10 protein-coding genes are annotated in these 13,020 nt (G+C 45.7%); 9 read left to right on the top strand and 1 reads right to left on the bottom strand.

Annotated elements, in window-relative coordinates; all coding sequences use genetic code 11:
- Positions 1–100 precede the first annotated feature (100 nt).
- The 4 genes from HHL16_RS04385 to HHL16_RS04370 all read left to right on the top strand — a co-directional run bounded on the left by HHL16_RS04385 (position 101) and on the right by HHL16_RS04370 (position 4,142).
- Positions 101–619, top strand: a complete 519-nt coding sequence (locus HHL16_RS04385) for a 3'-5' exoribonuclease (protein WP_169423920.1) — start codon at positions 101–103, stop codon at positions 617–619.
- Positions 620–767: 148 nt separating this feature from the next.
- Entirely contained in the window at positions 768–1,442 is a 675-nt protein-coding gene (locus tag HHL16_RS04380) for a VWA domain-containing protein (RefSeq protein WP_169423919.1), read from the top strand.
- A complete protein-coding gene (locus HHL16_RS04375) occupies positions 1,439–2,200 on the top strand; it encodes a PP2C family serine/threonine-protein phosphatase (protein ID WP_169423918.1) in 762 nt (253 codons plus the stop codon). The genes HHL16_RS04380 and HHL16_RS04375 overlap by 4 nt, the downstream gene beginning before the upstream one ends.
- Position 2,201: 1 nt before the next feature.
- Positions 2,202–4,142 (top strand): protein kinase, encoded by a 1,941-nt coding sequence (locus HHL16_RS04370; RefSeq protein ID WP_169423917.1) that lies wholly within the window; start codon positions 2,202–2,204, stop codon positions 4,140–4,142.
- 23 nt (positions 4,143–4,165) lie between these two features.
- Here the strand turns inward: HHL16_RS04370 and HHL16_RS04365 are convergent, their stop codons facing one another.
- Positions 4,166–5,128 (bottom strand): DUF1963 domain-containing protein, encoded by a 963-nt coding sequence (locus tag HHL16_RS04365; protein WP_169423916.1) that lies wholly within the window; start codon positions 5,126–5,128, stop codon positions 4,166–4,168.
- A gap of 110 nt (positions 5,129–5,238) precedes the next feature.
- On the opposite strand from HHL16_RS04365, the gene HHL16_RS04360 reads away from it, so the two are divergent.
- The 5 genes from HHL16_RS04360 to HHL16_RS04340 are packed head-to-tail and all read left to right on the top strand — an operon-like array spanning position 5,239 to position 12,817.
- Positions 5,239–5,862 carry a hypothetical protein gene (locus HHL16_RS04360; RefSeq protein WP_169423915.1) on the top strand — a complete coding sequence of 208 codons (624 nt, stop codon included), beginning with the start codon at positions 5,239–5,241 and terminating at the stop codon, positions 5,860–5,862.
- On the top strand, positions 5,862–7,016 hold the full coding sequence (locus tag HHL16_RS04355; protein WP_169423914.1) for an AAA family ATPase: 1,155 nt from the start codon (positions 5,862–5,864) through the stop codon (positions 7,014–7,016). The genes HHL16_RS04360 and HHL16_RS04355 overlap by 1 nt, the downstream gene beginning before the upstream one ends.
- Positions 7,017–7,024: 8 nt before the next feature.
- Entirely contained in the window at positions 7,025–7,738 is a 714-nt protein-coding gene (locus HHL16_RS04350; protein ID WP_169423913.1) for a hypothetical protein, read from the top strand.
- On the top strand, positions 7,735–10,140 hold the full coding sequence (locus HHL16_RS04345; RefSeq protein ID WP_169423912.1) for a hypothetical protein: 2,406 nt from the start codon (positions 7,735–7,737) through the stop codon (positions 10,138–10,140). Before HHL16_RS04350 ends, HHL16_RS04345 begins: the two co-directional genes overlap by 4 nt.
- Positions 10,115–12,817, top strand: coding sequence for a hypothetical protein (locus HHL16_RS04340; RefSeq protein WP_169423911.1), 2,703 nt, complete (start codon positions 10,115–10,117; stop codon positions 12,815–12,817). Before HHL16_RS04345 ends, HHL16_RS04340 begins: the two co-directional genes overlap by 26 nt.
- Positions 12,818–13,020: the final 203 nt, after the last annotated feature.

Raw genomic sequence — 13,020 nt, 5'->3', positions numbered from 1 at the left:
CACCCCGGTGTTCCGGGAAATAAATTTACAAAATAAAGCCGAGGCTTCGGCCTGTTATTCAATCCACTTTATTTATCAATCATTTAAAATCAAATCAAACATGCCTTTTATTATGGTAGACATCGAAAGCGATGGACCAATTCCCGGAGATTATTCCATGATCTCTTTCGGAGCCGTTCTCGTAGATCATCAATTGGACAAAACGTTTTATGGAAAACTAAAACCCATTTCTGAGAAATTCATTCCTGAGGCTCTCGCTGTATCAGGACATACAAGAGAAGAGACCTTGCTATTTGATGATCCGGCGGAAGTAATGCAGCAATTCGCCAGCTGGATCAAAGAAGTTACCAAGGGTACTCCGATTTTCATCAGCGACAACAATGGTTTCGACTGGATGTTCATCTGCTGGTACTTTCATCATTTCACAGGGAAGAACCCTTTCGGATTCAGTTCTCAAAACCTTGGCAGCCTCTTCAAAGGGATTGTGAGAGACTATAGCAAAAGTTTCAAGTACCTGAGAAGAACTTCACATACACACCATCCTGTTGATGATGCCATTGGAAATGCAGAAGCCATGCTCAGCATTATCCGTGAATTTGGCATGAAAATGAAACTCTGATTTCCTTTTTCATCACTGAGGTTCATGAATTACAAAATTCCCTAAACTGAAATAAAATCACTCCAGACAGCATATGAGGAGCTACAGAAAGCATGTTGATATTAATTCTATTTGCTACTTTTATTTCCAATAATACCCTGTACAAACCATGGACGAGTATATTTCTTTTGAACAGATCCCTTTCGGCAGCGAGAGTTTTGCAGACAACCCGGAACCGCGTTGTCCCTGTGTGTTGCTGCTCGATACTTCCGGCTCCATGAGCGGAAAGCCGATTGCAGAACTCAATGAAGGCATTCAGACACTGAAGAAAGAATTGCTCAACGATCCGCTGGCGTCGAAAAGAGTGGAGATCGCTACCGTTACTTTTGGTCCGGTTACGGTTGAATCTGATTTCATCACCGTCAATAATTTTTTCCCAAGACCACTGATGGCCGAGAACGATACGCCGATGGGCGCCGCCATTCAGCTTGGCATCGATATGGTAACCCGCCGCAAAAGCGAATACAAAGCGCATGGCATCGGGTACTACAAACCCTGGATCATCCTCATCACCGATGGCGCTCCAACAGACAGCCATTCAAAAGCAGCAATGATGGTGAGAGAAGGAGAAGCGATGAGCTCCTTCGCATTCTTCGCCATTGGTGTGGAAGATGCGAACATGGATATTCTCCGCGAGATCTCCGTTCGTCAGCCCCTGAAACTGAAAGGACTGATGTTCCGGGAGTTCTTCATCTGGCTCTCCGGATCACTCAAATCTGTGAGCAGCAAGAACCCCGGCAATAAAGTGAACTTATTACCTCCCACCGGCTGGGCAGAAGTATGAGCTGGAAAATAATTGCACAATCAGTTACCGGCACATCACATCTTCAATCGGCACGTGATTGTGAAGATGCGCACGCATATGCACAACTCACGCTCCCATCCGGAGAACCGGCATTGATCTGTTGCGTAAGCGACGGGGCAGGAAGCGCAAAACATGCAGCAGCGGCCTCGAAGCTGGCTACAACGCAGACCTGTGCTGAGTTAGGCAGCCTGATGCAATCGGGCATTGAAGTTGACGAAGCGCAACTGCTCACCATTCTGGAATCTGTGTACGACCAGTTGTTGCAACTGGCCGAAGCAGCCGAAGAAAATATCAATGAGTATTCCTGCACATTGCTCGGCGCTGTGATCACTTCACAAAAAGCCATCTTCTTTCAGGTAGGAGACGGCGCACTCATCAGAGAAGACAATAATGATGGATATGCACCCATATGGTGGCCGCAGAATGGCGAGTACTCCAACTCTACCTCATTTCTGGTGGATGATGCGAATATGAGCCACCTCAGAATCACCACCCTGCAGGAAAGCATCAGAGAAATTGCCATTCTTACAGACGGGCTGCAACTGCTCACGCTCAACAACGAAAGCATGAGCGTGCATCAACCCTTCTTTGCCGATCTGTTCAAGTGGTTGCGCAAAGCAACGGAAGCAGAGCATCTTGCTGTGCTCAACCGAAAGCTCGGCGAGTATCTGAACAGCGATCTCATCAACAGCAGAACCGACGACGATAAAACCTTATTCCTCGCAACCCGTATCTGATATGATCCATCAGCAGTTTTCCGGAAGGAAAGATCAATACATCACGTCCCGCCTCCTCGGCAAAGGAGGCGAAGGAGAAGTGTATGAGCTGAAAGATCATCCCGGACAAGTGTTGAAGATTTATTCCGAACCACTCACTGCAACCAAAGCACGCAAGCTGGAGCTGATGGTGCAACGATCTTCAGATGCATTGCAGACTTACGCCGCCTGGCCCATCGATCTGGTAACGGATAAACGTGGAAAACCCTGCGGCTTTGTAATGAAAAAGCTCGATAGCTATGTGCCGCTACACATGCTCTTCAGTCCGATGGATCGCAAGAAAATTTTTCCGGACAAAGGCTATAATTTTCTGGTGCATGTGGCAGGAAATATCGCATCGGCTTTTCATTCTCTTCATGCGGCCGGCCTGGTAGTGGGAGATGTGAACGAAGGGAACCTGCTGGTGAACAATCAGGGTATGGTGGCATTCATCGATTGCGATTCATTTCAACTCTCCGACGCAAACACCACCTACTATTGCGAGGTTGGTGTTCCCCGATACACCCCTCCGGAACTGTTGCAATTACACTCTTTTGAGAATGTGGAAAGAACCACGTCCACGGATTCTTTTTCGATGTCTATCCTGATTTTTCAGTTACTCTTTCTCGGACGCCATCCTTTTGCAGGCATCAATCATACCAATGAAGATATCAGCGAAGAAGCAGCCATTCAAAGAAAACTGTTTGCCTACTCGATCCGCAGCAACCAGAAACTGCTTACTCCGCCGAAAGACAGTTTTGAAATCCGCAGCCTCCCCGATGGGTTGATTCAATTATTCCATCTCAGCTTCGAGACAACCGACAAACGGCCGCTTCCTGCAGAGTGGATCAAAGAAACCAGACAACTGCTGCAGCAGATGACCACCTGCAACAGAAGCAAGTTGCACAGCTATCCGAAACAGCTCGCCTCCTGCCCGTGGTGTCAGTTCAAAAGCCAGCGCAATATTCTTTATTTCCTCGACGATGGCTCAGCGGCTGAAGCCAGCATCAGCAAAGACTTTGACAGGTTTGTGCAGGGATTCAGAATTGATCCGTTGTTTATTCCGGAACTGGATTTATCATCCCCTCCGCAACAATCGTTCAAACCTTCTCCGCTAAGCGGACAATACAAACAGTTCAGAAAGTACCAGCATATTGCCACGGTGGTGCTGCTTGTTATCAGCGCCCTGTTATTCTGTTTCAGTGTTGCAGCCGGGGTAACCGGCATTGTTGTGTCTGCCATCCTTTTTCTGGTGATGCCCTGGAAACACGCCATCGACAAAGAACTGAAGAAAAGAAAAGACCGATATCAGCAGCTCAATCAGCAACTGCAACAGGCAGTGGCATTGTATCGCAGCCCGCAGGACGCTGAAAATTATGCACAGCAGGGAAAGAGAATAGCGCAGTTGGTGAGCAAGTACACAACAATCCCGAAAGATATTCAGCTGAAGAAAAGAACGGAAGAAGAAAGACATTACAACCAGCAACTGCATGGGTTTCTGCAACAGTTTCTGCTGAAAGATCACGCCATTGCCGGCGTTGGCGCAGCCCGCAGGCAAACTTTGCAAAATGCAGGGATCTACAATGCTTCCGATATCTCAAAACTATCGGGCATCAAAGTGCAGGGTATCGGACCGAAGTATGAACAGGCATTGTTTTCCTGGCAGCGGCAGATGGCATCGCAGTTTGTGTATCATCCCGACAACAATCTGCTCAATCGTTCTTTTCTGAATATTATCGAAGAGGCAGATAAATTGAAATTGCAGGTAGAGCAGGAGATCAGAGCTTCCTACGGAAACCTGATGCAACAGAAACAACATATTCTCAACAAGCGGGCACAACTGCAAAAGCAGGTTACCGAAATCAAGAAACAGATAATGCAGGCGCAGGTTGATTTGCACGCATTTAAAGAACTTGTAAAATAAAAGAACTTTGCAGACAGACCTGCCTAGCTGCAGTCCCAGTTGTACATTACTTTGGAGAAATCTTTTTTAGCGAGATCATCGGGATGTATGAAGAAGTTGCCAACACCAACATCTCCCCACATAATATTTTTATCGGAATCTATCTGAAGCAGCAACACGTAATCCCGGAACGCTTCTCTGTACTCGCGGGGATCTGTTTGAGTAAAATAGGCGAAACCGCCGATCTTATGTCCTTCACAGCAGAAATTATCGAAGGCAAATTGCATGAGATCAGACTCCAGGTCGTTGTCGTACTCAGCGGCGATCGATTCCATTGAAATGCCGCAAATGGCTTTTGTTTCAACAGTTCCCATGCCTATGTATTCTTCTTCCAGAGCAAAACGCAATGAAAGTGGTTTATTAACCGGGCTTTCATTGTTGATCATCGTTTGGTGGAGGAAAGTAAAATCGGTAACAAATTCTTCAACTTCCTGTTCTTCAAAAAACACTACTTTGAAATCGTCGGGCTTCTCGCCGAAATTGAGGCCGTAAGTATCGTTGGCGGCTATGTAAAATTGGAGGTATCCTGTTCTTGGGTATCCGTGCATCGGCGGCAGCTCTCTCATATTGAGCTGAGCAAGTGGATACATGAACTGTCCATCGGAGTCTTTCGGATAATCGAATCCAACAGGAATTCTGGGATAGTGGCCGAATGTGCTTTCTTCGATACGCAGGTTTTCTGAAGGGGTGGCCGTTATGGAGATGGTTTCTTTTCTGGTTTGGGATAATGCGGGCCAGTGATCGGCAAAGGCGCGGGGCATGGCGAGTCCGGGGATTACTTCCACTTTTTCCATGAGGTAGTCAGGATCGTAGGGGAGTTCATTTTTGTCTTCTTCGTCGTCCCAGTCATCATCTTCGTCATAATCATCCCTGGGTGATTTTGTCAGTGATGCTGGCTGCCCGGTTTCCTGCTTCTTCTTTCTTGAAAAAAAATCAAAAATGCCCATAGAGAAATGTTGGAGATAAGATTGGTGTGTTTTTTTAAGGGTTTAGTAATACTAAGTTCGGTAAAAAAACCCTTGACCGAAAATGTCGGGATTTTATTTATAATTACATAATGTTTCTGTCGGGTTTTACGAACGAATTGATCAATACAGGGAGGGTATCCGTTGCCGGTAGTCTTATTTCTTTTGAGGAAGAAGACAAACGCGATACAGTTGCTCTGCTGGAAAATTATTACAGGCAAATTGCACTGGACTGTCCGGGTACGGTTCCGGCATTTATGCCTGATGTTGCAGTAAAGGCAGCCGCTTATTTTTATTCGGCAGTTCAGTTGGTTATTTTGAGGGATGTAAAAAATGAGGCGTTGCTGGAGTACCTGCAGGCTTTTTCTCCTGCTTCGCCGGAAGATCATTTTTCAGCAGATCTTGTTTTCAATCATCTCCCTGCATTGCTGGATCTGGCTTTTGGTCTGGCTCCTGCGGACATACTGGTAACGCAACTGAAACAAATGGCTGTGCAATGGCCGCTCTCTTCGGTTGGTATCGAACTGGAAACTGTTCCGGACGACACTATGCTGTTTTCACATCCGGCATTGCAACAATTGTATATCGACAGAATCATAGCACAAAAAGACAAATGGCGGGCCAGCTCACCCCACATCAAACAATACATAACAGAAACCACCGGAGAATACACCCATATTTTCTGGCCGGAATTTGAAGATTTAAAAACAGTATAATGTCCTCCGAACCCCAGAACAACTGGCAGCAGATCGATCAGCTGAAACAGATACTTCAGCACCTCAAAGAAAAATTTGTTGGCAAAGACGAAATCATCGACCTCATGGGCATTTGCCTTGCAGGAAGGGAAAATCTTTTTTTGCTTGGCCCTCCCGGAACAGCCAAAAGCGCCATGGTACGTGAGCTGAGCACTTTAATCAATGGAAAAAGTTTCGAATACCTCCTTACCCGTTTCACCGAGCCAAACGAAATCTTTGGTCCCTTCGATATCCGCAAACTCCGTGATGGCGATCTCGTCACCAACACAGAAGGCATGCTGCCCGAAGCCCACCTGATTTTTCTGGATGAATTGCTGAATGCCAACAGCGCCATCCTCAACAGTTTGCTGATGGTGCTCAACGAGAGAATATTCCGCCGCGGCCGCGAAAACCGTGCACTGCCTGTAGTGATGACTGTCGGCGCCAGCAACCATCTGCCCGAGGACGAAGCGCTCCAGGCGTTGTTCGACCGTTTTCTCATCAGAGTTCGCTGCGACTATGTTGATCCCGCATTACTCAACGATGTACTCGATGCCGGATGGAAGCTCGAACAGAAAGCATTGCTCAACAAGCCGGAAATTTCCATCGACGCTATACTTCAGATTCAAACCATGATCGGCCAGATAGATCTGATGCCTATCCGGGAATCTTACATCAATCTGATCGAAATGTTGCGCAATGCCGGAATTCCCATCAGTGACCGGAGAGCAGTGAAGTTGCAAAGACTGATTGCCGCAAGTGCATTGATCTGTAAAAGAACTGTAGCCATTCCATCGGATATGTGGGTGATGCAGTACATCTGGGATACGGAAGAACAGCAGGAGCTGATTGCAGGCATCGTAAATACGGTAGTGCAAAAAGACAATAACCATCCCGATCAGCATCCGCGTGCATCTGTACACGCAGTGCCAAACGCAGATGATATTTACAAAGAAGTAATGCTGATGGCAGAGAAATGGGAGGATGCCAGCATCCCTCTCACTGAAAGAACCATCATAAAAGACAGGCTGCGTTTTCTGAACGGGCGCTGCGAATGGATCAGCAATCATACCCAGCGTTCCTACGTGCAGGATCCGATCGATGCCCTCTGGAAAAAGATCATTCAATTTGGGTAAGCAATTGTATGAAGGAAATTATTCTGCAAATAGCCGGCAAAGACAAAACCGTATTGGCCCTGGTGCGCTGCATCGATAAGCTGATGGCGGCTGAAGACGATCATTCCATATGGATCAGAGGAATAACAGATTCCGACTATCAGGATACCGCTCTGCAGCAGCTTCCGGTTCTTCATTCATTTTATGCCGATGCTCAGGGTTATCTGTTCAGAAAAGGGCAGATTACTCCAATTGGCAAAGTGCCGGAGCTAAACTGGATACGCCTCAACAAATTCCTTGCTGTTGAATTGCCTGTTTCTTTGCTCCCTGGAACATTGGATACGGTTACCACCATCAAACTCATTCCTTCGCCGCGCATCAGAGAAAGTGTTGCATTGCTTACGTCGCTCGAGGTCTGGAAACAATACGGCGAAACGGCCTCGCAGATCAGATTGAACAATTTGGTATTTGCCGTTTCTGATCAACAGCAGGTTTTGATTATGGGATCGCCGCTGCCTTCATTGCCCGGCAAAGAATTCTGGGCCATCGACTCTTTGCTGATACCAAATGGATATGAACCTGAGATTATGATGGCTGTTGGTTTTTTGACAGCAATGCATAACAGCAGCAACAATTCGTATTTGCTGGCTGATGAAAACCAGCGCTGGCAAAGCATTTCAAAATCCAGTTTCGTACCGGCAAGAAGAAGCGCTATCAGGCTTTCTTCAATAACCCAACCATGAATACAGACGTTCAAAACTGCATACAGTATTTTCAATCGCTCCAAAACTATTTCTGGCAATGGGATGGGGATGTGATCGAATGGACCACCGGCAAAACCATTTGCTATAAAATGGAGCTTGAGCAATTGCTCGATGAATTCTCTGGCAATGAAGCTCCTCCTTTAAGTGCGATACTGCTGACAATCGACGCCTGCAAAGGCAGTCTGGGTGCAAATGAATTCGGCGTAATCGAATCCATCGCAAAAAATTTTGGAGGACAGGCCAACGACATGCCTCAGGTACTGACCAGATTTTATGATCTGATCAGCAATCTTCCCAAAGACCTTCATACAGGCAATGGCAGAAAGCTGTTACTCCATCATATTTTCAAGAAAGCCACATTAAGCAGTAAAGTTCCTGTTTCATTTGCTATGGCGAAGGATATGCTTCGCAGCGGAAGATGGCAGAAGGTGATTGTAAACTCAGGAGCTCCGGTTTCTTTCCTCGATACAAGATGGCATTTCAACTATTTTCATGAGGCCCTGCGTAGAACGCCCACTACTCCAATGCTGGAGCAACTGCTGCGAACAGGATTGGCGGAACAGCCTGCAGCTGCGGATATCAGCCTTCCCGAAATTTCCGCGTTGCCACTGTTGCAGCAACTGGCAGAGAACCCTGAACTGTCCGCACTTTCAAGACTTGCAGAAAGACTGATCCCCGTGATCAATGTGCCTATGCATGTACATGGATCGGGACAGCTTCCGCTGGGTGGCATTTCGGATATCACCAACAAAGGAAGTTACGACAAGCTATTGCTTTCCGAACTGGCACACGATGATGTTACGCTCATGGCAAGGCTTGTAAATGGAGAGGCATTGTATTTCAGAAGAGAAGAACCACCAGATAAGCCTACCCACAACCGCATCATACTGATCGATGTTACCCTCAAAATGTGGGGCATTCCGAGATTGTATGCAATAGCATCTGCGCTTGCATTTGCACATCATTGCAAAGGGCCTGATATTGTCTCGGCTTATATGCTGGAAGGCGAAAGCAGCGCTGAAGCGAATCTTCATACAATGAGTGGTGTTGCTTCAGCAATGTCCAAACTGCATCATGCACTGCATTGCGGAGCATCCTTGCAACAGATTATTGAAAGCATCACAAGGAAAGGAGAAACTGAAATAGTTTTCATAACCGATCAGCAATCCTGGACTAATGCGGCATTCATGCTGCATTTCAGCAAGGTGAAAGAATCGCTCAATTACATCATTACAGTTAGCCGTTCCGGAGAAATCGAATTCAGGGAAAGCATTCTCGGTAAAACAAAAAAACTGGGAGGGGCAAAGTTAGACCTGGCTGATATTCTGAAAAGTCCTGAAAAAGCAAAAAGTCTGAAGTCAGAAAATACTGCTGGCGGCCTTCCATTGTTTTACAGCCAACGCCCCAAACCATTGCTCTTTCCGAAAAACCTGAAAGGGAAAACGCTGAGACAGTTGTTTGTTCCGGACGTTGGGCTAATTGCTGTTAATTCATTCGGCCATGTGTTGCTGATCAGGAAAGAATCAAGTGGCTGCGTTGAACTGATATCGCAGGTGCATGCAGGAGAATGTGCTATCGTTCACGAAGGGAATACAGTGCATGTGCTGGTATGCAAAAAGAAAGACCGGTTTTTGAAACTATATTCTGTGCACCTGTTAGATTATCAGCTTATAGAAAAAAACCTAAGCGATGAAATGCCTGATGCACACGCGGTGCTTGCAAACAAATACCAGTTCTATATCCGAACGGCTCATACAGTATTCTGGCTCAATCCTCAAAACATGGAAGTTAGTCAGGAAGGAGTAAAGCCCCGAGGAATAGCAGAAGCGCGGTATTATGATAAGAACACACTGAGGTTCAATTCGCAACCTGCAGAAATTCTGAAACTTACTACTGCAGCTTATTCCGTGATGTTCAAAACAAAGAACATTTTTATAGATCCTGTACTGAGACTTGTATTTGGAAACAATACTTTGCAGGCATCTGAAAGTGTCCCCCGGATACGCTTCTGGCAGAATCAAACGGAGGTTACGCCATCGGCGCTACTGGCAGTTGAATCAGGCACGCAACCGCGGTTTGGCAACAACAAGAAAAGCATTGGCAGCGTCCGCTACTGGAAAGATGGCAGCAAGGTAGTGATCGATCCGAAAGGGTTTATACATCTCATCAGCAGTAACCCGCAACTTGCCGAAGTAACTATCACCTATGTAAGTGGTTTCAATACTGCCTGCTGGTCGTCGGACGGCAGATTTTCAGGTAATGCGTATTTTTTTGCGGAGGGCACAGAAACCGTTGATCCGGTTTGGTTCTACAAAAATTACATCGACCCCTTTATTCAACATATACTGGAGCACCATGAAACTACAACTAAGAAGCAGTAACAAAACCAGCAACGATATTGCCGGAGCATTGCTGAGAGGTTCAGACATGGTTGCGTGGCTGAAAGAAATCAGTTCATGGGAACTCGATCCTGCTTCGCTTGAATGTTATCTCATTGCTGAAGCCGGAACCAATCGGCCAACAGCGATGCTGGTGATTTTCCTCCATCCGCACAGGGCAAAAGAACTTCCATTGCTGGAGCCCTGCATTGCAATCCATCAAAAACTATTCATTCCGGCAAATACTGAACTCTACCCTGTTGTAAGTGAACAAGAACTTCGAACAATGTTGATCTGGCACAGACAGGTACTTCATCCTACATTCGGATTCACCGGCTTTGAACTCAAAGATCAGATAGAACTTTCTTCATTATTTTCTTTCGACATACTTACAGAAGCAGACTGGAGCTTTGCACATCCGGGCAATGCAGAACCGGTTCCATTTACCCATATTCATGTTTATCAGCCAAACGTACAGGAGCTTTTTCAACAGATCCAGGACGAAATTGGTCAGAAGCCGCTTTCTGAAATCAAAAAGGAAGAGAACAATCGAAATATCTTTAAGAAAGCAATTGATTTTCTCAAGTATCAGTTTGTAAAAGCGTTGTTCAAACTGTTGATGGCATTCAGAAACTCTCTGGCACAATATGCTGTCGCCGCGGGTCAGCCCGGAAGATTACCCGATCCCCAAGCTCCTCCTCACTGGTTAGATAAGTTACTCGAAAACCTGGGAAAAAGTCTGAAGGTAATGAACGGTAAGAGAGAAAAGGAAATTGAACGATTGATGAAGCTGTTCGATAAAAACCAGGAAGAAGCGCTTCAATATGCACTTCCGCTCAATGCGTTTTACCAGAACAGAGGAACGCATGCTCAATCCAATACACTTACCAGAAGATCTACCAGTTTCAATCTGGGTTCACTTATGGGAGGACAAACCTCCAACGTATGGGATATCAGCAACAATTTTCATTCGCTGAGAGATAAATACCTGCAGGCTGCAAACAACGCAATTGCTACTAAAGATTTCAAAAAAGCGGCTTACATCTATGCACATCTGCTCGGAGATTTCAATGCTGCTGCTAATGTACTCAAACAAGGAGGGATGTATCGGGAAGCCGCCGCATTGTATAAAGACCATCTGAAAAACCTGTCTGCGGCAGCAAGCTGTTTTGCAGAAGGAGGACTCTATTTCGATGCCATTGAACTCTACGAAGAAACCGGAAAATATGAAGCAGCAGGTGATCTCTATGCAAAGATCAATCAGCCGGAAAAAGCTAACAGTGCTTATTGCAGATTCGTCAACGATCAATTGAGCAGCAACAATTACATAGAGGCTTCCAGAGTGATGTACGACAAAATGAAAAGACCCGATGAAGCGCGCGATATGCTTTTGAAAGGATGGGACAGAAAAGCAAAAGAAGAAGAATGCCTCCATGTATATTTTCAGATTGGACTAAAAGAGCATCCTGATCAGCTGCTGAGAGATGTTCAGTTTGTGCAACGCAACTATCTTCAAATCCATAACGAGTCTGCATTTCTGAATGTGCTGTCAAAACTGAACAAACAGGAAAAAACTGCCGGTTGCCGGGAAGGCATATTCGATGTTGCCTGCGAGGTAATTCACAGCAAAGCGGAGCGCAACGATCTTCACGGCCTTTACAGATTGAAAGAGTTTTTGCCGGAAGACAAACTGCTGAGCAGCGATTCGGTCAGGTATGTTACCCAACATGCCAAACCAGTACCTGCCAAAATCGTAGATTCATTTAAACTAACTACCGATGTTGAATGGCAGGATGTGTTGTGGTTTCGTCAGCAATTTGTTGCCGTAGGAGTACGAAATGCTACGCTGAAATTCGCACGCGGAAACTGGGAGGGAGATATTGAATATTATACCTGGCCGCTCAAAAAGGCGCCCTGGAATCCCTACAGATTTATTCAGGACCCATCTCCCAATCAACGCATTTTACTTCATAGTCAGGGAGGAGAAGAATTAAGTGGAGTTGGTTTCATTCCCGACAATATTTTTAACCTCGATTTTTCTGTAGCTTTTACAAGAAACCTCGGCGTCTTTGCAAAGTTTTGCTTGAACGGCGAAGGGCAAATTTGTTGTGTGCAGGATGATGTAGCACCTGTGTTGCATACCTACAACAACCAGTTTCAACTATTGAATACAATTTCCCTGAAAGCCGATCTCGCAAAAATAAATACGACTTTACTGATTGAATCAGACCTTATCTCGGACGGAAAAAATTTCTACGCATACGGCGAAGGCATAACCACTATTTTACCGGACTATACCTGTATCGACGAAGAGCTTTCCGACACAGTGCTTTCCCTCGTCTTATCCGGCATTTTAGATAACAACAAACATGCAATAGCAGTATGTGATGATAATGCCATACTCTATACCACGGGACCTAAGGGGCTTACCTACAGAGCTCAAATACCGAGCGGGGAATTCACGCAGGCAACATTTCTCTCTACCGATACTTTTGCGCTCTACTCTCACAAAGTGATCAGGTTCTATTCCTTCGATAAGGAATATTCTATCAGCCAAATCAAAAGAGTTCCGGTAGCAGAGTTCCTGATCAAAGTTTTACCAACCACCAATCTCAATCAGGCAGCTCTTTTCTTCAGCAAAGGATATGTGAAGCTGATTGATTATTCTCCCGAAGACTAACATCATCATCCTTTAATCTGTTATCACAACACCCGGATTTATGCTTGGGTGTTTTTCCCGTATCACCTCCCCGTGATTCTCCCCTTTTTGCAGGGGTATTTTAACCAGTTGCCATTTCAGGTGAATAAACTAATGCATATTTGGGAATCTATCATGTTTATTCACAAGGAAATCAGTGGAGTATGATGATCAGACCATCTTAT

The sequence above is a fragment of the Pseudoflavitalea sp. G-6-1-2 genome (assembly GCF_012927185.1).
Taxonomy (GTDB): domain Bacteria; phylum Bacteroidota; class Bacteroidia; order Chitinophagales; family Chitinophagaceae; genus Pseudobacter.
The sequence above is the reverse complement of the archived record's forward strand: the minus strand, read 5'-3'. Positions and strand labels throughout refer to the sequence as shown.